Source organism: Streptomyces sp. NPDC006610 (genome assembly GCF_040611575.1).
Taxonomy (GTDB): domain Bacteria; phylum Actinomycetota; class Actinomycetes; order Streptomycetales; family Streptomycetaceae; genus Streptomyces.
Map to the genome: position 1 here is coordinate 260,346 of NZ_JBEXOP010000001.1, position 21,740 is coordinate 282,085.

The 21,740-nt window shown below is 74.2% G+C and carries 18 protein-coding genes; 4 read left to right on the forward strand and 14 right to left on the reverse strand.

What is annotated here, in order from left to right; genetic code table 11:
• Positions 1 to 25: 25 nt before the first annotated feature.
• Genes ABZY13_RS01210 through ABZY13_RS01230 form a run of 5 tightly spaced genes read right to left on the reverse strand, consistent with a single transcriptional unit; the run spans position 26 to position 7,609 of the window.
• Positions 26 to 1,495, reverse strand: coding sequence for an AMP-binding protein (locus ABZY13_RS01210; protein WP_356626630.1), 1,470 nt, complete (start codon positions 1,493 to 1,495; stop codon positions 26 to 28).
• Positions 1,496 to 1,544: 49 nt separating this feature from the next.
• The gene (gene pabB, locus ABZY13_RS01215; RefSeq protein WP_356626632.1) at positions 1,545 to 3,647 is read right to left on the reverse strand and encodes an aminodeoxychorismate synthase component I; all 2,103 of its coding nucleotides are present in this window, start codon (positions 3,645 to 3,647) and stop codon (positions 1,545 to 1,547) included.
• 49 nt (positions 3,648 to 3,696) lie between these two features.
• Positions 3,697 to 5,088: a 3-deoxy-7-phosphoheptulonate synthase class II gene (locus ABZY13_RS01220; protein WP_356626634.1), complete on the reverse strand. Its 1,392-nt coding sequence runs from the start codon at positions 5,086 to 5,088 to the stop codon at positions 3,697 to 3,699.
• Positions 5,089 to 5,147: 59 nt separating this feature from the next.
• Positions 5,148 to 6,524, reverse strand: coding sequence for an aldehyde dehydrogenase family protein (locus tag ABZY13_RS01225; RefSeq protein ID WP_356626636.1), 1,377 nt, complete (start codon positions 6,522 to 6,524; stop codon positions 5,148 to 5,150).
• Positions 6,524 to 7,609, reverse strand: coding sequence for an AMP-binding protein (locus ABZY13_RS01230; RefSeq protein WP_356626637.1), 1,086 nt, complete (start codon positions 7,607 to 7,609; stop codon positions 6,524 to 6,526). Before ABZY13_RS01230 ends, ABZY13_RS01225 begins: the two co-directional genes overlap by 1 nt.
• 396 nt (positions 7,610 to 8,005) lie before the next feature.
• Here ABZY13_RS01230 and ABZY13_RS01235 point away from each other — a divergent pair, with 396 nt between their 5' ends.
• The 3 genes from ABZY13_RS01235 (at position 8,006) to ABZY13_RS01245 (ending at position 10,357) form a co-directional block, all read left to right on the forward strand.
• Positions 8,006 to 8,485: a carboxymuconolactone decarboxylase family protein gene (locus ABZY13_RS01235; RefSeq protein WP_356626639.1), complete on the forward strand. Its 480-nt coding sequence runs from the start codon at positions 8,006 to 8,008 to the stop codon at positions 8,483 to 8,485.
• Positions 8,486 to 8,621: 136 nt separating this feature from the next.
• Positions 8,622 to 9,218, forward strand: a complete 597-nt coding sequence (locus ABZY13_RS01240; protein WP_356626641.1) for a hypothetical protein — start codon at positions 8,622 to 8,624, stop codon at positions 9,216 to 9,218.
• Entirely contained in the window at positions 9,215 to 10,357 is a 1,143-nt protein-coding gene (locus ABZY13_RS01245) for an FAD-dependent monooxygenase (RefSeq protein WP_356626642.1), read from the forward strand. Before ABZY13_RS01240 ends, ABZY13_RS01245 begins: the two co-directional genes overlap by 4 nt.
• A gap of 56 nt (positions 10,358 to 10,413) precedes the next feature.
• Here the strand turns inward: ABZY13_RS01245 and ABZY13_RS01250 are convergent, their stop codons facing one another.
• The 9 genes from ABZY13_RS01250 to ABZY13_RS01290 all read right to left on the reverse strand — a co-directional run bounded on the left by ABZY13_RS01250 (position 10,414) and on the right by ABZY13_RS01290 (position 20,030).
• A complete protein-coding gene (locus ABZY13_RS01250; protein WP_356626643.1) occupies positions 10,414 to 11,442 on the reverse strand; it encodes a ParB N-terminal domain-containing protein in 1,029 nt (342 codons plus the stop codon).
• A gap of 76 nt (positions 11,443 to 11,518) precedes the next feature.
• Complete coding sequence (locus ABZY13_RS01255; RefSeq protein WP_356626645.1) at positions 11,519 to 12,589, reverse strand: class I SAM-dependent methyltransferase; 1,071 nt, start codon at positions 12,587 to 12,589, stop codon at positions 11,519 to 11,521.
• 28 nt (positions 12,590 to 12,617) lie between these two features.
• Entirely contained in the window at positions 12,618 to 13,697 is a 1,080-nt protein-coding gene (locus tag ABZY13_RS01260) for an alkene reductase (protein WP_356626647.1), read from the reverse strand.
• A gap of 65 nt (positions 13,698 to 13,762) precedes the next feature.
• Positions 13,763 to 14,455 (reverse strand): class I SAM-dependent methyltransferase, encoded by a 693-nt coding sequence (locus ABZY13_RS01265; protein ID WP_356626648.1) that lies wholly within the window; start codon positions 14,453 to 14,455, stop codon positions 13,763 to 13,765.
• Between the two features lie 60 nt (positions 14,456 to 14,515).
• Positions 14,516 to 15,445 (reverse strand): TauD/TfdA family dioxygenase, encoded by a 930-nt coding sequence (locus ABZY13_RS01270; RefSeq protein WP_356626650.1) that lies wholly within the window; start codon positions 15,443 to 15,445, stop codon positions 14,516 to 14,518.
• A gap of 20 nt (positions 15,446 to 15,465) precedes the next feature.
• Positions 15,466 to 17,007: an AMP-binding protein gene (locus ABZY13_RS01275; RefSeq protein ID WP_356626652.1), complete on the reverse strand. Its 1,542-nt coding sequence runs from the start codon at positions 17,005 to 17,007 to the stop codon at positions 15,466 to 15,468.
• On the reverse strand, positions 16,994 to 17,653 hold the full coding sequence (locus ABZY13_RS01280) for a thermostable hemolysin (RefSeq protein ID WP_356626653.1): 660 nt from the start codon (positions 17,651 to 17,653) through the stop codon (positions 16,994 to 16,996). Before ABZY13_RS01280 ends, ABZY13_RS01275 begins: the two co-directional genes overlap by 14 nt.
• Positions 17,647 to 19,116, reverse strand: coding sequence for an amidase (locus tag ABZY13_RS01285; RefSeq protein WP_356626655.1), 1,470 nt, complete (start codon positions 19,114 to 19,116; stop codon positions 17,647 to 17,649). Before ABZY13_RS01285 ends, ABZY13_RS01280 begins: the two co-directional genes overlap by 7 nt.
• 128 nt (positions 19,117 to 19,244) lie before the next feature.
• On the reverse strand, positions 19,245 to 20,030 hold the full coding sequence (locus tag ABZY13_RS01290) for a DsbA family protein (RefSeq protein WP_356626656.1): 786 nt from the start codon (positions 20,028 to 20,030) through the stop codon (positions 19,245 to 19,247).
• 451 nt (positions 20,031 to 20,481) lie between these two features.
• On the opposite strand from ABZY13_RS01290, the gene ABZY13_RS01295 reads away from it, so the two are divergent.
• Positions 20,482 to 21,714 (forward strand): cytochrome P450, encoded by a 1,233-nt coding sequence (locus tag ABZY13_RS01295; RefSeq protein ID WP_356626658.1) that lies wholly within the window; start codon positions 20,482 to 20,484, stop codon positions 21,712 to 21,714.
• The last annotated feature ends 26 nt before the right edge of the window (positions 21,715 to 21,740 follow it).

Consider the following 21,740-nt stretch of genomic DNA (forward strand, 5'->3'; position numbering starts at 1 on the left):
TGACGGAGGGAAGGGCGGTGGACTGTCAGCCGCCCTGGCGGAGGAGGAAGCGCTGGAGCTTCCCGGTGGGGGTGCGCGGCAGGGACTCGACGACCTGCACGGCACGCGGCACCTTGTAGGGCTCGAGGTGGGCCCTGGCGAGGGCGACCAGCTCGGACTCCAGCGTCGCGGGGTCGCAGGCGGGCCGCCGGGGCACGACGAAGGCGCGGAGTTTGGACGCGCCCCGTTCGTTGCGCACACAGGTCACGGCGATGTCGTGGACGTCGGGGTGCCGGGCGAGCAGCTGCTCGATCTCGACCGGCGAGAAGGTGATGCCCCCGACCATCTCCAGGTCGTCGGTGCGGCCCCGGTGGGTCAGGGTGCCGTCGGGATGGCGGACCACCTGGTCGCGGGTGTTCAGCCAGCCGTCCACCAGGACACGGGCCGTCTCCTCCGGCAGACGGTGGTAACCGCGCGTGACCGTCGGCCCGCGCACCCACAGCTCGCCGGGCGTCCCGTCGGGCACCGGCCGCCCGTCCCGGTCGCGCACCTCGGCCTCGAAGCCGGGCACCGGCCGGCCCACCGTGCCCGGCGCGTGGAAGGCGACGCCGTTGGTGGCGATGGCGTGCCCCGCCTCCGTGGAACCGAGCTGGTCGTACAGCGGGCAGCGGAAGAACGCGGCGGCCCGCTCGCGCAGTTCGTCGGTCAGCCGCTCGCCCGCGGAGACCGCCGAGCGCACACTGGCGAAGTCGGCGGCGTCGGTCTCGGCGATGATGTTGGCGTACGCGGACGGCACGGCGAACAGCTGGGTGACCCGGTGCCGGGCGACCAGCTCCGCGATCCGGGCGGGCCGGGGCGGCCCCGGCTCCAGCACCGCCGAGCCGCCCGACCACAGCGGGAACGCCAGCGTGTTGCCGAGCCCGTACGCGAAGAACAGCTTCGACACCGACAGGGCGACGTCGTCCGCGCCGAAGCCGAGCACCTGCGCGCCCGCGCCGGTGTGGTACAGCTCCAGGTCCGCGTGGCGGTGGACGACTCCCTTGGGCAGCCCGGTCGTCCCGGACGTGTACTGGATGTACAGCGGATGGTCCGCGCCGACCGGCGCCGCCGGGGCGGCCTCGGCGCCGGCGGCCTCCTCCAGCAACCGCTCGCCCGTCAGGTGGGCGGCGCCCGGGAAGCGGCCGGCGAGCGACTCGTCGGCGACGGCGAGGACCGCGTCGCAGTCCTTGGCGAGGTAGCCGTGGCGCTCCTCGGTCAGCTGCGGGTTGGCGACCACCGCCACGGCGCCGAGCCGGGCCGTGGCGAGGAAGGCGACGACCCAGGCGAGGGTGTCGGGCAGGGCGATCAGGACGCTGCGGCCCGGGGCGGCGCCGTGCCGGGCGAGCACCGAGGCGGCGCGGGCGGCCAGGGCGTGCACCTCCCGGTGGGTCACGGTCCGGTCGCCCTCGTGGAAGGCGGCCCGGTCCGACCAGCCCCGCTCCTCGGCCGCATGTTCGAGCGCTGCGGCGACGTTCATGGTGTACGGCTCCTGTCGTCGACGGATGCGCGGACAAAGGCGGTCGGGCTCATGCGGTGAGCTGCTCCGGGACGCGGAAGGCGCGCAGCGGCGCGGACGCCTTGAGCACCATCTCGTCGAACTCGTCGTCGGCGTCCGAGTCCAGGACGATCGCGCCGCCCGCCCCCACCCGCCACTGGTCGCCGACCCGGACGGCGGTGCGGATGACGATGTTCAGGTCCGCGGTGCCGTTGGTGGACAGCAGACCGATGGAGCCGGAGTACACGCCGCGGGCCTCGGACTCCAACTCGTCGATGATCTCCATGGTGCGGAGCTTGGGCGCCCCGGTCATCGACCCGCCGGGGAAGCAGGCGCGCACCACGTCGACGGCGTCGAGTCCGGTGCGGATCCTGCCGCGGACGGTGGACACCAGCTGGTGCACGGTGGTGTAGCTCTCGGTGGCCATCAGCCGCGGCACATGGACGCTGCCCACCTCGCAGACCCGTCCGAGGTCGTTGCGGAGCAGGTCGACGATCATCAGGTTCTCGGCGCGGGTCTTGGCGCTGGCGGCCAGCGACGCGCGCAGGGCCTCGTCCTCCTCGGGGTCCGCGCTGCGCGGCACCGTCCCCTTGATCGGCTTGGTCTCCACGACGCCGGAGCGGTCGATGGTGAGGAACCGCTCGGGCGAGGAGCTGGCGATCTCTACGTCGCCGAGCCGCAGGTAGGCGGCGTAGGGGGCGGGGTTGGCCCGGCGCAGCGCGCGGTAGTACGTGTAGCCGTCGCCCTCGGCGGGCAGCCACGCCGAGGTGGTGAGGCAGACCTCGTAGCTCTCCCCGGCCCGCAGGTTCTTCTGGATCTCGTCGATCCGGGCCCGGTAGGCCGCGCGGTCGTGGGTGAGCCAGGGCTCGGCGCCGACGCCGTCGCCGACCTCCACGGGCTCGGCCGGCGGCAGGGAGAGCAGGGCCGCGGCGGTCGTGTCGAGCCAGCGGACGGCGGCCGACTCGGTGGCGGGGTCCGCGTCGCTGAGCGCCAGCAGATAGGTGGCGTCCTCCTGGTGGTCGACCACGACGACCCGGTCGGCGAAGATCCAGACGGCGTCCGGGGTCGGCGAGACGTGCTTGTTGACCGAGCCGAGGTCGCCCTTCAGCTCGTAGCCGAAGTAGCCGACGTAGCCGCCGGTGAAGCCGAACGGCAGGTCGGACACGTCCAGCCGGCGGCGGCGCAGCTGCGTCTGGAGGTAGTCGAACACCGTCCCGGGGAAGCACCGCGGCTCGCCGTCGGCGCGGACGACCTCGACCTCGCGATCGGCGAGCCGGTAGCGGACGGTCTCGGCGAGCGGGCCGGAGGCGTCGCCCAGGTAGGAGAAGCGGGAGCGGCCCGGCTCCACATGGGCGCTGTCCAGCCAGAAGGAGGGCACGTCGGAGCCCGCGTACAGGTGGGTGAAGGCGGACTCGGTGTCGACGGCGGTCTCGATGGTGCGCACGTGCACCCGGTAGCCGGCGGCCGGCTCGACGGGGACGGCGCGGCCGGCCGGCGCCGGCGCCGCTTCCCGCTCGGCCGGGGGGGCGGCCGCCGGGCGGGAAGCGGTCGTGCGGCGGGCCAGGGTGAGGTCGCGGAAGTTCGCCATCATGCGGCGGCCGTGCTCGGTGGAGACGGACTCGGGGTGGAACTGCACGCCCCAGACCGGGCGGGTGCGGTGCCGCAGGCCCATGATGACCCCGTCCTCGGACCAGGCGGTGGCCTCCAGGGCGTCGGGGAGCGGGTCGGCCACGCACAGCGAGTGGTAGCGCACCGCCGTGAAGCCCTGCGGCAGGCCGGCGAAGACGTCCTGCCCGTCGTGGGTGATCCGGCTGAGGTAGCCGTGCCGGGGCTCGGGGGCGGGCACGATCGCGGCGCCCTCGCCGTGCCCGATGCCCTGGTGCCCCAGGCAGACGCCGAGCACGGGGACGGGCGAGGTCTCCAGGACCCGGGCGGAGACGCCGAAGTCGCGGGGGCGGGCGGGGTGTCCGGGGCCGGGCGAGATGACGACGTTGTCGAAGGCGGCCAGGTCGATGCCGTCGGCGCCGCGGTCGTCGTTGGTCACGACGACCGGCTCGGCGCCGTTGACCTCCGCTATGAGCTGGAAGAGGTTGTAGGTGTACGAGTCGTAGTTGTCGATCAGCAGGGTTCTCATCACGGGCTCTCTGTGGGGGTCGCGGGCGTTCGGCGTGCTGCGCTCCGGATCAGCCCTTGGCGATCAGCTCGGAGACGGTCCGGGCGACCAGGAGTGCCTGGGCGTCGTTGAGGCGGGGGTCGCACAGGGTGCGGTAGGCGCGGCCGAGGCCGTCCTCGCCGTCGGGTCCGCCGGCGCCGAGGCACTCGGTCACGTCGTCCCCCGCGATCTCCAGGTGGACGCCGCCCGGCCACTGGCCCGCCCGGCGCAGCACCTCGAAGAACCCGGTGATCTCGTCGAGGACGTCGCTCAGGCGCCGTGTCTTGACACCGCGGGACGTGGTGACGGTGTTGCCGTGCATGGGGTCGCAGACCCAGACCACCTCGTGCCCGGCCGAGCGGGCGGCCTCGACCAGACCGGGCAGCACCTCCCGGACCCGGCCGGCGCCGAAGCGGCCGATGAGGGTGAGCCGGCCGGGCCTGCGGTGCGGGTCCAGGCGGGCGCAGATCTCGCGCAGCGTCCCGGGATCGGTGGCCGGACCGACCTTGCAGGCGACCGGGCCCGCGATCCGTGCGAGGAAGGCGAGGTGGGCGCCGTCGAGCCGGCGGGTCCGCTCGCCCACCCAGGGGAGATGGGTGGAGAGCAGGTACTCCTCGCCGGTGTGGGCGTCACGGCGCACCAGCGCCTGCTCGTAGTCCAGCACGAGCGCCTCGTGGCTGGTCCACAGGCCCGTGCGCCGCCAGGCGCCGTCGAGCAGGATCGTCTGGCCGTAGTCCCTGAGCACCGAGCGCAGGCTGCCGTCCCACGCCCGGGTGGGCAGACCCGGGCCGCCCGTGACCCGCCGTCCGTCCCAGCCGTCCCACTGGTCCCAGCCGTCCCAGGAATGGAGCGTCAGGGCGGACTCGTGGGCGATGAGGTGGAGTTCGTTCAGGACGGCCCGGGCGGTGCTGTACCCGAGCAGCATGCGGCGCGGGTCGGGGATCCGGGCCCGCTCGTCGGCGTCGGGGGAGTTGACCAGGTCGCCGCGGTAGACGGGCAGGACCCGGTCGCCGACGGTCTCCTGGGGCCGCGAGCGGGGTTTGGCGTACTGGCCGGCGATCCGGCCGACGGTGACGGTCGGCAGACCGGAGGCTTCGCTGATGATCTCGGCCATCTCCCCGATGACGCGGTGCTTGCCCCGGACGGCGGCCACGCCGGCGGCGCCGACGGGCTCGGCGCAGTCGCCCGCCTGGAGCAGGAAGGCGCGGCCCGCCCCCGTGTGCGCTAGGGCGGAGCCGAGGCGGCGCACGTCACCGGGGGCGGTGAGGGCGGGGGCGAGGGCCAGCTGGTCCTGGACCCGGGCGGTCCGGGAGGGGTCGGGCCACGCGGGCTGCTGGTCGGCGGGGAGATTGCGCCACTCCGTTGCGGGCGGCGGCGCGGGGGGAGCCGGGGCGACCGGCGGATGATCGGCGAACGAGGACACGGCTCATCCCTTCCGTCCGTATGGCGGCGGGTGCGGGCAGTGGGGCACGGGGTGTCCGGTCAGCTGTCGGTCTCAGCCGTGACCAGGCCCTTCGGTTCGAGCAGGAACTGGGCGAGGCTGCCGTCGTGCGGGGTCTCGGGGACGCCGGACCAGGGCCTGACGCGCCCGGTGACGACCTTGCGGACGGAGGGTTCGCGCAGTACGGCCTCGGCGAGCGGGGCGTGTTCGCCGGGGAGGCTCACCACCAGGGACTCGCGCAGCGGGCGCACCCCGTCGGCGGGCCGCCACGGCGCGACCACGACGAAGGGAAAGCCCAGCTCCGTGCCGGCCAGGGGGTGGTCGGGGCGGTCGACGGAGACGACCAGCGGGCGCATCACGCGGGTGCCGTCGCCCGGGTCGGCCGGCAGCGAACCGCCGTAGCGGTGCGTGCTGTGGTCGGTGGCGTCCTTCGTCAGCCCGGCGAGGTGGTCGGCCAGGGCGGCGGCGTTGTCCGGGCTGACGGCGGGCAGGGTGGCCTGCTCCTCCAGGGCGGGGCGGACCGGGAGTCCGGCGAGCCGGTGGGCGAGCGCGTCGGCGAGCGGTTCCACCGGGCCGCTGGTCAGCACCAGCGAGATGTTGTTGCACCGCACCCCGCCGTCGTCGGCGATCCACTGGACGAGGTCGTCGAGCAGCTCCTCGTCCTTCTCGGCCCCCGCGCCGACCAGGACCTTGCTGCGGCCGGGCCCGCGCACCAGGACGTCGCTGCGCCGGGCGAAGCGCTCCGCCGCCGCCGGTCCGCCGTACACCAGCCCCAGGTCGGCCTGTTCCAGCAGGTGTTCGCCCATGTCGTGGTCGCCGGGCAGGAACGCCAGGGTCTGCGGGTCCACGCCGGCGGCGAGGAGGGCGGCGAACAGCCTGCGCGGGGTGAAGGGGTCCCTGCTGCCCGGCCGCACCAGGACACGCGCGCCCATGGCGAGGGCGCGCACCCAGGTGACGTTGGGCTCGGGGTGGTTGTTGGGCACGATCGCGGCCAGGAGCGCGCCGCGCGGCACCCAGACCGTGCGGTAGCCCGGGGTCTCGAACGGCTCCGGGTACTCGGCCTGGTTGATCCGCTCGATCATGCCGAGCTGCGAGCGGATGCCGCGGATCGCCCGGGTGATCGCGCCGCCCGGCGTGCCGGTGGCCAGCACGACACGGCGCCGGTACTCCTCGGGGGACTCCCCGTCCAGCTCGGCCTCGGCGAACAGCCGGCCGGCCTCGGCGAACACCTCTCCGGCGGGCGCGGGCCCGGCCGGCGCCGCCCGGAGCCGGTTGAGGGCGGCCTGCGCGAGCAGACGCGGGGCCAGTCCGACCGAGGCGAGCGGGGAACCGTCGAGCGCGGCGAGCTCCACCCGGTCGCGGCTGTCGACGTCGGCGCCCCCGAGGACGGGATTGACGACGGGCAGGGCCGCGGCCATCAGTAGACCCCCTCGATCACGGCCGGGGCGTCCTTGGCCTTCAGCGGGGCGATGTCGGCCAGGCCGTCGACGTCGTCCCCGCTCGCCGGCCGGACCCGGATCGCGGTGTCGCGCTCCAGCACGTTGGGCAGGAACATGTCCCGGCTGAGCTGGTGCATCAGGACCTGCCCGCGCTCCCCGTACGCCACGGGGCCGCCGGTCTCCGGGTCCACCAGCTCGACGATCGACTGCGGGAAGTACGGGCGGAACACGCAGGGGTACGGGTCGTCCGCCTCGCGCGGCCGCTGCGGGGCGATGCCCATGATGGTGTTGCCGTAGATGGCCGCGACCCTGGCCCGCGGGAAGAAGGTCTCCTCGATCTGGCGCAGCGACTCGGGGCTGATGCTGGTGCCCGCCCAGAGGATGGCCTCGAGCGACGCGGCGAGCCGCTCGTACAGGTCAGGGCGGGCGCAGATCGCCTCCAGCACGGGAGGCGTGACGAACAGCACCTTGATGTTCTGGGAATTGACGATCGGTTCGATCTGGTCGAGCAGGTACGCGCGGTACTCGGCGGCGAGTTCGGTGCGGCCGGAGGCGATCAGCCGCTTCACCCAGCGCGGGTCGAAGTCGAGGGTGAAGCACAGGGAGCCGCGCAGCTGCGCCAGGTGCCGGACGGTACGGCCGACGACGTGCGGGCCGGTCGGGCCCACGTGCAGCCAGTGCCCCGTGGCGGGGAAGCCGTGCTCGGCCAGGACGTCGCTCACCCACTCCACGTTGCGGGTCCGCGAGGTGCTGTCGACGACCCGCTTGGGGGCGCCGACCGTGCCGCCCGACTCGAACACCTCGAAGCCGCTGCCCGAACTGCCCGCCGGGATGAGGTCCTCGGCCGGGACCGTGCGCAACTCGCCGCTGACGTCCGGGAAGCGGCGCAGGTCGGCGACGTCGACGATGTCGGTGAGCGGGTCGAAGCCCAGACCGGCGGCCTTGCGCAGCCAGAACGGGGAACCCGTGGCGGGGTCGAAGTGCCAGCGCAGGACGGCACGCAGGTGTTCCGGCGCCGTGCCGGTGCCACCGGCCCGCAGCGTGTCGTTTGCCAGGTCAGTCATGTACGTCCAGCCATTTCGTCGGGTCGGTGCCGCAAGGCACCGGACGTGCGGGTACTGGGCGCGGCGCGGCGCCGAAACACAGGAGGTACGAGCCGTGGTCCGGGCGAATCGCCCTGCCGGCGGGCGCGGCGGACCCGGAAGAGGGCGCAGCGGACCCAGAGGGCAGCGAGCGGCGTGCCGGCGGTGGCCTCACCGCCCTGCTCCCGATTTACCTTTTCCGTGAGACACCTGACTGTCAAGCGCCGCCCCGGCGCGCAGTCGCCTGTTCGGCCCGGCGCGCACTCGCCCGGTCGCCCCGGCACGCAGTCACCTGTTCGATCCGGTGCGCGATCGGCTGTTCAACTGCGGGACGCGAGCACTGGCCACCCGCCCGCGCCCGCTCCTACGATCCCGGCCATGACCACCGAGAACAGCCAGCGCCTGGACCTGAACACCCACGCCGAGCGCACCTACTCCGCCATGCACCGCCTCGCCTCCACGGCCGCCCAGGCCGCCCAGGAGGCCGGTCTGGAGAGCGCGCTGCTCGAACTCGTCCGCATCCGCGCGTCGCAGATCAACGGCTGCGCCTTCTGCATCGACATGCACACCATCGACGCCCGCAACGCCGGCGAGACCGAGCAGCGCATCTACGCCCTCAACGCGTGGGAGGAGACGCCGTTCTTCACCGAACGGGAGCGCGCCGCGCTGGAGTTCACCGAGGCCGTCACCCTCGTCCACGACGGTCACGTCCCGGACGACGCCTACCGGCGCGCCCAGAAGGTCTTCGGCGACGAGCAGCTCTCCCACCTGCTGTTCGTCATCGTCGCGATCAACAGCTACAACCGGCTCGCGATCACCCAGCGCCTCACCCCGGGCAACTACAAGCCCTCCGCCTGACCAGTACCTCCGCCTGACCGGGCCCGCCGCCCGGCCAGGTCCCTGCGTCCGGCTCACACCCCGGACGCGGCACGGCCGAGGCCGCTCTCGCAGCGGCCTCGCTCCTTTTGCCCCCCGACCGAAGAGACCCGCCGCCATGCCCGCCCACCCGGAACAGCCGGCCGGCCCCGCGCCCCTGCGCGCCGTCCCCGTACGGAACTTCGCCGACGCCTTCACCCGCCGGCTGCTCGGCCACCGCGGGATGACGACCGACCTCCTGGAGCAGCACCTCGGGCGCCCGCTGCGCGTCCGGGTGCGCGCCCAGACCCTCGCACCCCGCGCCGCGGGCGGCCACCGGCCGCCCCGTCCCGCGCCGCCGTTCCTGGTCCGCCGCACCGAACTGGTGACGCCCGAGGGCACGGTGGTCTCCCGCAACACGGTGACCGGCCCGCTCCCGGACGACGACGAACTGGCCGCCGCCGTCACCAGCCGCACCACCCCGCTGGGCCGCGCCGTCGCCGCGAGCGGGACACCGCACCGGCGGACCCCGCGGACCGCCGGACTCTCCGGCTGGCCCGTCGCCCACGGCACGCTGCCCGCCGTGGCCAGAAGCTATCTGCTGCACCTGGACGGCGCGTTGCCGCTCCACGTCGAGGAGACCTTCAACCCCGCCGTCGTCTCACCGGGACAGCGGCCCGGCCCCTCCGGCCCCGTCGCCGCCGCGGGGCGCCGGCCGGCGGTGGCCGCGTCATGAGCGCCGTCGCCGTGGTCGGCGCCGGGCCCGTCGGCCTGGCCGCCGCACTCGCCGCCCATGCTCTCGGCCTCGACCCCGTCCTGCTGGAGGCCCGGCCGCGCACCGCCGCGCGCCCCGGCAGCCGGGCGATCTTCGTGCACCGCGCCACCCTCGACCACCTCGACCGTGTCAGCCCCGGCCTGGGGGAGAGCGTCTTCGCCCAGGGGCTGGTGTGGCGCACCAAGCGCACCCTGTGGGCCGGCCGCCAGGTCCACGTCCGCACCTACGCCCCCACCGCCGCCGTGCCGTTCACCAGCCTTCCCCAGACCGCTGTCGAGGACCTGCTGCTGCGGGCCTGCGACGCCGCGGGCATCCGGTCGGTCTGGGGCGACCCCGTCCAGGAGGTCCACAGCACCCCGGCCGGCGTCCGGCTGCGGACGGAAGGCGGCGCGGTCCACGACGCCGGCCACGTCATCGCCGCGGACGGGGCCCGGTCCCGGGTGCGCGCGCAGGCGGGCATCGCCCTGCAGGGGGACACCTCCACCACCGAGTTCGTCGTCCTCGACGTCGCCGCCGACGTCCGGTCCGACGACGCCGAGCGGGTGTTCCACTACCGGCACCCCGGCGCCGGAGGGCGCAACGTCCTCCTCGTGCCGTTCCGGGGCGGCTGGCGCGTCGACGTCCAGTGCCGGGCCGGGGACGACGCGCGGGACCTGGTCGCCCGGGCGCCCGAGTGGCTGCCCCGGGTGCTGCCCCAGGCGCCCGACCCGCGGATCACCTGGTCGTCGGTCTACCGCTTCCAGCAGCGCGTCGCCGACCGCTTCACCGACGCCCACCGGCGCGTCCTCCTGGCGGGCGAGGCCGCCCACCTCCTGCCGCCGTTCGGGGCCCGCGGCATGAACTCCGGCATCGGCGACGCCGTCGCCGCCGCCCGCGCGGTGCGCGCCGGCAGCGTCGACCACTACGCCCGGTCCCGGCGCGCCGCGGCGGAGGCCAACGTCCGCGCGGCGGGCGCGGCCCTGGACCACCTGCTGGCCACCGGCGCCGGCCGACGCTGCCTCCAGTGGGCCGCGGCCACCGCCTCCCCCGTCTGGCCCCGCGCCGGCCACTGGCTGGACACGGCGCCGTACGGGCCGCGGATCCGGGCGGTGGGGTACTGATCGGCGCCGAGCCCTCGCGCCGGCCGCCGGTGGTGGCCGCGCCGCACGGCCCGCGGTTACCGGTCGGCCGGCGCGTCCGGCGCGTTGTCCCGGGCACGGTCCGCGAACTCGCGCCAGAGCCTGGCGTACTCCGTCGCCAGCTCGGCCACCGCGTCGGCCCGGTGGGCGGGGATCTCGTCGGCGATGCTGCGCCACTCCGTGTCGGGCAGCGCGAGGGCGCTCAGCAGACGCAGCAGCAGGCGGCCCTTCTCGCTGTGCCGCAGCGCCGGGTCCTGGCACAGGTTCTGGTAGACGGCCGTCACGTCCCGCTCCGGGGCCGGCCTGCGCACAGGGGGCGACGATCGCCGGGGCGCGGGGCGCGCGCCGCGCTCCTCGGCCCGCATCCGCTCCGGCACCGGGTCGTCGCCGCGCAGCAGCCGGTCGCGGACGTCGCGCACCGTGGCCGGGGAGATGCCGGTCCGCCGGGCGATCTCCCGCAGCGACACCTGCGGCGAGGACAGCAGCAGCCGCTCCGCCTCACGCCGGCCCTGCGCCGTGCTCAGGGGCCGCACCCTGCCGTCCCGGCCGAGCCGCACCGGCGGTGACACGGCGTCCCGGCCGGCGGCCGCCCCCCGGCGCAGACCGGTGACCGTGTGGGCGGAGAGCCCCGTCACCGAGGCGATCGCCCGGTCCGCCCAGTGCGGGTGCGAGCGCAGGATGCGTTCGGCGGCGGCGGAGCGCTCGGCGAGCGTCAGCGGCAGCCCGTGCCGGGTGTTGGTCTCCACGGCGTAGACGAACGCGTCCGCCTCGCTGCCGTCGAAGAACTGCACCTCGATCTCGGTCCGGCCGCGCAGCTTCGCGGCCTTCAGGCGGTGCGTGCCGTCGATGACGCGCATGGTGGCGCGGTGCACCACGATCGGCGGCAGCGAACTCTCCGCCGCGGCCAGCAACTGGAGATGCTCGGGGTTCTCCGGGCAGGCGCGCGGGGAGTCGGCGTCCCGCAGCGCCGCGACGGGCACCAGGTGCACCGCGGTGAGCCGCCGCGCCGGCGGCGGCTCGGGGTGGCTCGTCCCCCCGGCCGGCATGACGGACCTGACCGTTTTCATGGCCTGCGACCTTTCCCGACAGCGCGCGGTGGGCGACCGTGCGCGACGCACGGTTGCCCACCGGCTGTCGCGTTCCTCAGACGATCGAGCGCAGCAGCGCCGAGACCGTCCGGCCGGTCTCGGCGGCGTCCTCGCCCCCGGCCTCCAGCACCGGCAGCAGATCGGCGAGCACGGCGGCCAGCCGGCCGCCGTTGTCCCTGGGGAAGGCCTCCGAGCCCTCCCGGAACACGCTCCGCACCGCCGCCGGCGTGAACGTCCCGCCCGCCGCAGCGGAGTCGAGCAGCTGCCGGGCGAGCACCTTCTCCAGCTCGACGGGGGACCAGGCGCCCGCCGCGAGGTCCCGCCCGAGCGCCTCGGCCGCCGCGCGCACCCCCGCCGCCCCGCCGGACTCCGTCACGGATGCGGTGCGGACGCCGACGAGGAGGCCGGGGACCGGGTTGGCGCGGTAGTTGTCCCAGAAGGCGTCCCCGAACCGGGCCACGGACTCCTGCGGCACCTCCGGCTTGTGCCAGTCGTACGAGGTGAAGCCCGCCGCCGCCAGGCACCGGGCGAACGCCTCGTGGCTCCACCGGGACGTGGTGATCGTCGACGTCTCCGTGCCGCCGATCAGATCGGTCACGAGGACGCCCCGGTGCTCGGCGGGAGTCTCCGAGACCACCCGCAGCCCGTAGGCGTCCCACTCGGGCCCGTGCGGGTCGAAGTCCGGCCAGACCGCGACGGCCACGAACCGGCCGCCGGGGACCAGGTTGTCGTGGATGCCGCGCAGCATCGCGGTCAGCTCGTCCTCGGTGGTCGCGTAGTTGAGCAGCCATACGGCGCTCACCAGGTCGAAGGCGCCGAGCCGGGGCAGCCGTACGGCGTCGGCCACCTCGTAGGAGATGCCCAGCGGCTGCTCCCGCTCCGTCTTGCGCGCCAGCTCCACCATGACGGGCGACAGGTCGACGCCCACCACCTCGGCGGCGCCCGCGCGCTTGATGAGCCGGCTGTAGTGGCCGTGTCCGCAGGCCAGGTCGAGCACCCGGGCGCCGGTCGGGTCGCCCAGGTGCTTGAGCACGTTGTACTGCTCGGGACCGGCCAGCGGGGCCGTGTCCTTGAAGTCGGAGTAGCGGTCGCCGATGGCGGCGTACTGGTCGTCCTGCGTGGTCATGGGTCGTGCACTCCCTGCGTGCGGGCCGTCAGGCGATCGCGTGCCCGTGGACGGCGTAGTCGGTGTAGCCCACGGCGTCCCCGTCGTGGAACGTGTCCGGGTCGGGCTCGGTGAGCGGCGCGCCCGCGCGGATCCGCTCGGGCAGGTCGGGGTTGGCGGCGAAGTACCGGGCGAAGCTGACCGCGTCGGCGCGCCCGGAGGCGAGCACCTCGCGCGCGGTGTCCGGGTCGGTGGGGTCGTCGCCGGTGAACGGGCTGCTGACGATCACGCCCGTCCAGCGTTGGCGCAGCAGCCGCGGCAGCTCCGCGTCCGGGCCCTCGACCACGTGCAGATAGGCGAGGTTCTCCGCGTTCAGGGCGTCGGCGAGCAGTCCGTAGACCAGCGCGGGGTCGGACTCGGCGGTGTCGTTGTAGCCGCTGCCGGGGGAGATCCGCAGTCCCACCCGGTCCGGGCCGATCGCGCCGGCCACCGCGCGGACGGCCTCGACGGCGAACCGGATGCGCCCGGCGGCGTCACCGCCGTAGCCGTCGTCGCGGACGTTGGAGTCGTCCGACAGGAACTGGTGGATCAGGTACCCGTTGCCGCCCTGGATCTCGACGCCGTCGAAGCCTGCCTCGACCGACGCCAGGGCGGCGGCCTTGAAGTCCTCCAGGGTCTCGGCGATGTCGGCGGGCTCCATCGCGCGCGGACGCACCGTCGGCACCAGCCCCTTCGCCGTCCGCGCGTCGCTGAGCGCGGTCACGGCCGACGGCGCCACCGGCTGCACGCCCTCCGGCAACAGGTCGGGATGGGCGATGCGCCCGTGATGGGTCAGCTGCGCCACGATGCGGCCGCCCGCCCGGTGCACCGCGTCGGTCACCCGGGCCCAGCCCTCGGTCTGGGCCCGGGTGTGCAGCCCCGGCTGACCGATCGGCCCGTGCCCGGCGGCGCTGACGCGCGATCCCTCGGTGACGATGAGACCGGCGGAGGCCCGCTGCGCGTAGTACTCGGCCATCAGCGGGCCGGGGACGCCGTCGGAGCCCGCGCGGTTGCGGGTCATGGGCGCCATGACCACACGGTGGGGCAGCGCCAGGGCGCCCGCGGTGAGCGGGTCGAACAGGGATGACATGGGATCTCCGGGTGAGGGACGGATCGGGACGGGGTCGGGTTGCGGGACCCGGGGCCGGGCGTCCGTCACGCAGTGCCCCGCGTCCAGGTCGTGATCTCGACGCCGTCGCCCAGCGGAAGGTCGAGCGAGACGTAGCCGCGCTCGGGGTCGCGGACGTGCCGCAGGTACTCCTCCGGCAGCATCGAGAGGTTGTCGGCGACGATCACGGCGCCGTCCGCCATGGCCGGCTCCAGCACCTGGAGGACCGGCAGGTACAGCTCCTTCCAGCCGTCGAGCAGGATCAGCTCGACGGGCTGCGTCAGGCCGGCCAGCGTGTCGCGCGCGTCGCCCTCCAGGACGGTGACCAGGTCGGCGAGCCCGGCCTCGGCGATGTTCTCCCGGGCCCGGCGCACCTTGCCGGCGTCCAGTTCGCAGGTGATCAGACGGCCGCCGCCGTTGTCCCGCAGGGCGGCGGCGATCTGGATGGCGGAGGTGCCGAACGAGGTGCCGAACTCCACGACGCCGCGCGGCCGGAGCATCCGGGTCAGGGTGTAGAGCAGCCGGCCGATGTGCGGGTCGACGGGCAGCAGGGCGTCGGCGCACAGCGCGCTCGCCTGCTCGGCGGTGGGCGGCGCCGGGAGTTCGGCGGCGTGGGCGTAGGCCCGCTCCATGACCTCCTTGTCCGCACGCTCGGCCTGGGCGTACAGCCTGGTGAGGACGGAGCGGACCGCGGGGTCGTCGAGCCCCGGGGCGCCGGGGCGGACGGGCGGGACGGACAAGGTGATCTCCCGTGGTGTGCGAGCTGCCGTACGGCCGGCCCTGGACGGGCGGGCGGACGGTCAGGCGGTGACGGCTTCCAGCAGGTCGCGGCGGAGGTAGCTCTGCGCGTTGTAGATGGTCCGGCGGGTGTCGGTGATCGCCCGGCGGCCGTGCATCACACGGGTGTTGTCGATGAGCGCGACGTCGCCGTCCTGCCAGTCGATGTCCTCGGTCAGCTCGTCCGTGAGGCGCTTCATGCGGTCGGTCAGGCCGGGGGAGAGGGGGGTGCCGTCGGCGAAGGCGATGACCGGCTTCTCGTAGTTGTAGGAGGGGCCGAAGATGCTGTTGGCCCAGGACAGCCGCTCGCCGAACAGCGTGGTGCGGGCGGCCGGGGTGCGGTACGTGTAGTGCGCGGCGCCGTCCGGCAGGTGGACGAGCGTGGTGTCCCGCGAGCCGGCGACCAGGGCGCGGAAGTCCTCGAAGGTGATGTCCTCCAGCCGCTTCGCGCCGCCGCTCTGGTGCAGCACGAACTGCTTCCACTTGTCCTCCTCGACCCGGCGCGAGTAGGTGATGTCCTGGGCGAAGGCCGCCCGGTCCTCCTCGGTCGCCGCGTCCCACACGCGGTAGCCGTCGCACACCGTGGTCTGCGAGCCGTCGGCCGCCGCCCGCTCGCACAGGAACCAGGTCAGGTCGGGGACGAACGGGCTGTTGCCGTTCTCCAGGTGCAGGCCGACCGCCTGGGTGCCGGCGTCCACCTTCTGCGCCACGTCACCGCCGTGGAAGGAGCGGGCGGGGTCCAGCGTCACCCGGTCGGAGTGCGTCTTGACGAACCCGGAGAAGTCCTCGAGGGAGGGCCGGAAGCCGCGCAGGACCAGGAAGCCGGCCTCGGCCAGCAGCCGTACGACGTCCAGGGGCTCCAGGTCGCTCAGGGCGGCGCAGTCGGCGGTGGCGAGGACCAGCCTTCCGGTTCCGGTGCCGAAGGGCTGAATCTCGGGCTGGCTCAGGGACATGTTCGACCTCGTTCCTCTTGTCACTGGGAGAGGAGCTGTTTGGTGATGGCCTTGCGGACGGGACGGCCGGTGACGGTGAACAGCCGGCGGTACGCGGCGTCCTCGGTGCTCATGAGATGGACCTTCTCGACCCGCTCCACGGCGGAGAGGTGCTCGGCGCCGAACGCGGCGATGGCGCGCTGCGCCTCGGCCGGGTCGGTGTCCGGGTCGATGACGAACAGGCCGTTCAGGGCGGGCAGTCCGTTGCCCACCACCGCCACGGCGCGGACGAACGGAAGCCGCGTGTACTGGGCCTCCACCCACTCGGGCGCCACGTTGCGCCCGGCGGCGGTGATGATGACGTTCTTCTTGCGCCCGGTGATGGTGAGGTAGCCGTCCTCGTCGATGGACGCGAGGTCGCCGGTGTGGAGCCAGCCGTCGACCACGTCGCAGCTCGAGGGGTCCTCGCGGGTGTAGCCGGCGAACAGGGAGGCGCTGCGGACGAGGAGTTCGCCGTCCTCGCCGAGCCGGACGCTGACATGGTCCAGCGGGCGGCCGACCGTGCCGATGCGCCGGGCGCCGGGGGTGTTGAGGCTGACCACGGAGCTGTTCTCGGACAGGCCGTACCCCTCGTGCACGGCGATCCCGAACGTGTCCAGTTCGCGCAGGGTGTCCGGGTGGACCGGGGCGCCGCCGCAGCAGATCAGGGGCGTTTGTTCGGTGCCGAACAGGGCCCGGCTGACGTCCTCGCCCGCCGCCGAGGCCCGGCGCGCGGCCGCCAGCAGCGCGGTGACCGGGGCGGGGGTGGCGACGACGGCGGTCGGGCGTGCGGCGGCCAGCAGCGGCAGCACGGTCTCCACGGCGGCGCCGCTGGTGCCCACGAGCGGGGCGTCCGGCGGCAGCAGCGTCACGCAGCCGCCGTCCAGCACCACCAGGTACAGCCCCGTCACCTGCTCGATGAGGAGGCTGAACGGCACGAAGGACACGTAGCGCGTGAAGGCGCGGGCGGGCATCGCGGAGTGCAGCGAGCCGATCAGCGCGTCGACGCCGTGGGAGCGGATGCGCACGCCCTTGGGGAGGGACGTGGTCCCCGAGGTGTGGATGATCTTGCAGATCCAGTCCTCGTCGCCCGCGGGGACGGCGTAGGGGACGGTTCCCCGCACGAGTTCGGCCAGCCGGATCTCCACGACCCGGCAGCCCGCGGGCAGGACGTTGTCGCGGCCCCACTCGTCCAGCCGCGCCGCGCCGAACTCGTCCACCAGGCAGATCTCCGCCTCCAGCAGGAGGCCGGCGGCCTGGTCGCGCGAGAACGCCAGCGGGACGGGCACCTCGGTGCGGCGCGCGGCGAGCAGCGCCAGGTCCGCGACGACGAACTCGGGGGTGTTGCCGCACAGGACGCCGACGCGCCGGCTGCCGTCCGTCGTCTCCGGGACGGCGCCCAGCCGCGAGGCCAGCGCCTGCGCGGCCCGGGTGATCTCGCGGTAGCTGAAGGCGGCGGCCCGGCCGCCGTCGGCGTCCAGGACCTGGACGAGCGTGGCGTCGGACTCCGCGTGACGGGCGAGGGCGCGCTCAACGGCTCGCACGGCCGGCCACCTCCCGCGGGGTGGCGGTGCCGGTGAGCAGCTCCACCACGGGCTCGAAGAAGGCGTAGCGACCGGTCGCGCCGGCGAACAGGGAGGCCAGGACGCGCAGTTCGATGAATCCGACCTGGGGCGACTGGTCGTAGTACGTGCCCCACGCCGCGCGCTCGGCCGGGTCCAGGCGCTCCGCGGTGGCGGTGCCGAGCGGGGTGAAGGTGATGTCGAGTCGCTGCAGCAGCTCGTGCAGCCGGGACGTGACCGTGCACAGGATGTACTCCATGCCCATGCACCAGGCGATGATCGGGATGAGCCGGACCATCTCCTGTCCGGCGCCGCCCGGACCGGCCAGCGCGCCGATCTCCACGATGCGGCTGCGGTCCACCGGCAGGCCGTTGAGTTCCCCGATGGCCTGCTCGACGGTCGTGTCGAGGTAGCGCTCGGAGAAGAACGGCCGGTCCGAGGCGTAGGTGCAGCCGGCGCAGCCGCGCACGGCGGTGCCGCCCCGGTCGTCGGGACCGGTGGCGACGATGAAGGCGTCGGGGCGGGGGTCGATGGTCGCCCGGTGGATGTGCGCGTAGGCGGCGCGGGCGAAGGCGCCGGCCTCGCGCCAGGCGTCCGTCCCCCGGTGCGCCAGGGATATCTTCAGCAAGACTGGGTCTCCGATCGCAGGTGCTCGAGGTCGGGCAGGCGATGCGCCCAGGGGCGGGCTTGTTCCAGCTGCGCGGCGAGGGCGAACAGGGTCGCCTCCTCGCCGAAGCGTCCGGTGGCGTGCACGCCGACGGGGACGCCCGTGCCGGTCCGGTGCAGGGGGACCGACATGGCGGGCTGTCCGGTGAGGTTCGCGAGGGGTGTCTCGTGGCAGAACTCCACGGCCCGGGTGATCTGCTGCCGTGGGGTGCCGGTGGAGAAGGCGCCGAGCCGCGGCGCCGGGCGGGCGGTGACGGGGCCGAGCAGGACGTCGTACCGCTCGTGGAAGGCGGCGATCTCGCGGGCGGCCCGCTGGAGGGTGGAGACGGCCAGCAGGTAGTCGGCGGCGCTGAGCGTCCGCCCCCGCTCGTAGAGGTCCCAGGTCAGTTCCTCGAACGCGCCGGGCTCCGGGACCCTGCCGCTGAGCTGCGCGTACGAGCTGATCGCCGAGGAGACTCCGGCGGCCCACAGCACCAGGAACGGTTCTGCCAGGCCGGCGAAGTCGACGGCGGGCGCGTTCTCGGTGACGTGGTGCCCGAGGTCGGCGCAGAGCGCGGCGGCGTCGCGGACCGCTTCGGCGCACTCGGGGTCGAGGGCGCCGCCGGCGCCGGGGCGGACGGTGAAGGCGATGCGCAGCGGCCGTCCGGGGCCCTCCCGTACGGCCCGGGCGAACGCGCCGGGTGCACAGGGCGGCGCCCAGTACGGGTCGCCGGGCGCGGGCCCCGCGATGGCGTCGAGCACGGCCGCGCTGTCCCGCACGGAACGGCTGACGACGTGCTCGCACGCCAGGCCGTTCATCAGGTCCCCGACGGCGGGTCCCAGCGGGGTGCGGGCGCGGGTGGGCTTGAGGCCGAACACGCCGCAGAGGGAGGCGGGGATGCGGATGGAACCGCCGGCGTCGTTGGCGTGCGCCACGGGCACCAGTCCGGCCGCCACGGCGGCTGCGGAGCCGCCGCTCGAGCCGCCGGCGCTGAGCCGGGGGTCCCACGGGTTGACGGTCGGTCCCCGGAAGCGCGGCTCGGTGGTGGGCAGGACGCCGAACTCGGCGGTCTTGGCCTTGCCGAGCACGCGCAGGCCCGCGGCCCGGAACCGGTCGCCCAGCTCACTGCCCTGCCGGGGAACGAAACCGGCCAGGAAGCGTGAGCCCATGGTCGCCTCCAGGCCGGCGACGGTCGGCCCGAGGTCCTTGAGCAGGAACGGCACCCCGTACAGGGGGCCGCGCTCGGCGGGCCCGGGAACCGGCCGGTCGGCCTCGGCCAGGGCCCGGTCGAAGGCGGTGACGACGACGGCGCCCAGCCGTGCGTCGATCTCCTCGATGCGCTCGACGGCCGCGTGCAGAAGCTCCTTCTCCGACAGCTGCCCGGTGCGTAAGAGCTCCGACTGCGCGTGCCCGTCCAGCCGGCGAAGGTCCTCCGACGTGGCCATGCCCCTCCCCTCCCCTACTTACCTTTTGGTAAAGCTTTTCGGCGAGACGATAACCGAGCGTGCGACGGCCATCAACCGGCAGTCGCGAAATCCGGCCATCCCGGGAAGGGCGGGAAGGGCCCGGCGGATCAGCCCGCGAACGCGGCCGGCGTGCGCCGGACGGCCGCCGCGCGGACCGGGCCGTTCGCCTGGTCGGCCGCGCGGGCGGGCCCTCGTCCCGCCGGCGTGGTCGCCCCGCGTTCCGGCGTCGTCGCCTCGGCGGGCCGGGCGGCCGCCGTCGCGCCCGCCCCGTCGGCGCCGCGGGCGCCGTTCTCCGTGTGCGGCGCCGTGGACGCGGCCACCAGCCTCGCCAGCTGCGCCGGGCTGGGAACGCCCTCTATCCGGTAGCCGCGGCACACCAGGGTCGGCGCCACCTTGACCGGCGGCCACTTGCCGACCGCCGCGCGATGCCGCTCGGCGTAGTGCGGCGAGGAGGCGGCGGCGATGAACCGGTCCGGTTCGAGGCCGGCCCTGAAGGCGATCATCCGCAGCGTCTGCGGGTCGCCGATGTCCAGGCGCTGGGCGAAGCGGGCGTGGAAGACCTGGTCGTTGTAGGCGTCCGCACGGCCCTCGTCCAGTGCGTACTGGTAGCCGTGCAGGGCGAGACGGGTGGAGGCCGGCCGCGGGGGGGCCGTGTGCACCCGCACGCCCAGCCGTTCGGCCAGCGGGCGCACGCTGCGGTCCCAGGCCCGCGCCAGCCAGGCGGGATCCCAGGTGTCGTCCGCGCACTCGCTGGGATGCCATCTCGCCTGCAGTCCGGTGTCGCCCAGCTCTCTGGTCAGGAGATGCCGGGTCAACATGCTCAGTGGAAACCTGTAGTCGAACCAGGCGTCGATCATCGCGAGCCCCCATCCGTGCCAAGAATCGATGTCCACGCGGGTCGCCCTCTGCCCGCGTAGATGCTGCGGCCTGACGGTTGCGGGTAGGTGCGCGTCGGCACGGCGTCCACCCCGTTGCGCACGGGGGCGACGACGAGATGCGGAAGGCCGCCGGTGGCGGCTCTGCGAGCACTTTTCGTCACCCGGTGTGCACTTGCGCCATAGAAGCATACCGGCTTGCTGGTTTTCAATCGTAGGTGACCGATCAGTTGTGCGATGGATCACCTGCTGTTTTCGGCCTCTGGCGGCCCAAATGACGGTTGCGTTAACCTGACCGTGTACCTACTGTGACGGTAGTCACGAGGGTGGCCCTGGATAAAGACCGCGTTGCCTGTTTCTTGCCCGCGAGCGTCTCCCGAGAAGTGCCCCGTTCACCCGGTGTTCGTTGACAAGGGGCCGGTCGCGCGGTTGGTTTCACGCAGGCTCCGACTACCGGGGGGAGAGTCTTGTGCTGAACCGTTCCTGCCCCGTCGCCCTTGATCCCGAAGGCCGCGACATCCACGGGGAGAACACCCGACTGCGCGAGCACGGACAGGTGGCGCCGGTCGAGCTGCCGGGCGGCGTACGCGCCTGGACCGTGACGGGCGCCGCGCTCGTCAAACGGCTGATGACGGACCCCAGGGTGTCCAAGGACGCCGAACTGCACTGGCCCGACTGGATCGAGGGCCGCGTCCCGCGCGACTGGCCGCTGGCCATCTGGGTCTCCGTGCGCAGCATGATCACGGCCTACGGAGAGGAGCACCGCCGCCTGCGCAAACTGGTCTCCAGCGCCTTCACCGCCCACCGGACCGCCGCGCTGGAGCCCCGCGTCAGGGAGATCGTCGACGACCTGCTGACCCGCATCGAGACGACCGCACGTCCCGGCCGTCCCGTGGACCTGCGCTCCGCGTTCGCCGGCGAACTGCCGGTGCGGGTCATCTGCGAACTGCTGGGCGTGCCCGGCGAACTCCAGGGCGAGCTGCGCAGGACCATCGACGTCACCTTCCTCACCAACGTCTCCCCGGAACAGGCCCAGGCCAACGGCGCACGGCTGTACGCGGCCCTGAACGACCTCGTCGCCCTCAAACGGACCGAGCCCGGCGACGACCTCGCCAGCGACCTGATCTCCGTCCACGACCACGAGGACCGCGGACTGAGCCACCAGGAACTGGTCGACACCCTGCTGCTGATGATCTCGGCGGGATACGAGACCACCGTCAACCTCATCGACCGCTCCATCCACGCCCTGCTCACCCACCCCGACCAGCTCGCCCTGGTCAGGCAGGGGAGCGCCGGCTGGGAGGACGTCGTCGAGGAGACCCTGCGCTGGGAGCCGCCGGGCGCGTACATCCCGCTGCGCTACGCCGTCGAGGACATCGAGATCGACGGCGTCGTCATCGGCAGGGGCGACCCGATCCTGGTCTCCATCGCGGGCGCGGGGCGCGATCCGCTGGTCCACGGCGACACCGCGGACCGCTTCGACGTCACCCGGCCCAAGCGGCGCGAGCATCTGGCCTTCGGCCACGGCGTGCACCACTGCCTCGGCGCGCCGCTGGCGCGCATGGAGGCGGTGCTGGCGCTGTCCGCGCTGTTCGAGCGCTTCCCCTCGCTCGCCCTGGCCGAGCCCGGCAAGCCGCTCGAACTGCTCGGCTCCTTCCTGTCCAACGGGCACCGGACGCTGCCCGTCCTGCTGGGCCGCTGATGCGGCGCGACCGGGACGCCCGTGGC

Excerpts from the sequence above, each read along its gene's own strand:
- ABZY13_RS01210 (WP_356626630.1), bottom strand. The coding sequence starts at position 1,495 with ATGAACGTCGCCGCAGCGCTCGAACATGCGGCCGAGGAGCGGGGCTGG.
- pabB (WP_356626632.1), bottom strand. The coding sequence starts at position 3,647 with ATGAGAACCCTGCTGATCGACAACTACGACTCGTACACCTACAACCTC.
- ABZY13_RS01225 (WP_356626636.1), bottom strand. The coding sequence starts at position 6,524 with ATGGCCGCGGCCCTGCCCGTCGTCAATCCCGTCCTCGGGGGCGCCGAC.
- ABZY13_RS01230 (WP_356626637.1), bottom strand. The coding sequence starts at position 7,609 with ATGACTGACCTGGCAAACGACACGCTGCGGGCCGGTGGCACCGGCACG.
- ABZY13_RS01235 (WP_356626639.1), top strand. The coding sequence starts at position 8,006 with ATGACCACCGAGAACAGCCAGCGCCTGGACCTGAACACCCACGCCGAG.
- ABZY13_RS01240 (WP_356626641.1), top strand. The coding sequence starts at position 8,622 with ATGCCCGCCCACCCGGAACAGCCGGCCGGCCCCGCGCCCCTGCGCGCC.
- ABZY13_RS01245 (WP_356626642.1), top strand. The coding sequence starts at position 9,215 with ATGAGCGCCGTCGCCGTGGTCGGCGCCGGGCCCGTCGGCCTGGCCGCC.
- ABZY13_RS01250 (WP_356626643.1), bottom strand. The coding sequence starts at position 11,442 with ATGAAAACGGTCAGGTCCGTCATGCCGGCCGGGGGGACGAGCCACCCC.
- ABZY13_RS01255 (WP_356626645.1), bottom strand. The coding sequence starts at position 12,589 with ATGACCACGCAGGACGACCAGTACGCCGCCATCGGCGACCGCTACTCC.
- ABZY13_RS01260 (WP_356626647.1), bottom strand. The coding sequence starts at position 13,697 with ATGTCATCCCTGTTCGACCCGCTCACCGCGGGCGCCCTGGCGCTGCCC.
- ABZY13_RS01270 (WP_356626650.1), bottom strand. The coding sequence starts at position 15,445 with ATGTCCCTGAGCCAGCCCGAGATTCAGCCCTTCGGCACCGGAACCGGA.
- ABZY13_RS01285 (WP_356626655.1), bottom strand. The coding sequence starts at position 19,116 with ATGGCCACGTCGGAGGACCTTCGCCGGCTGGACGGGCACGCGCAGTCG.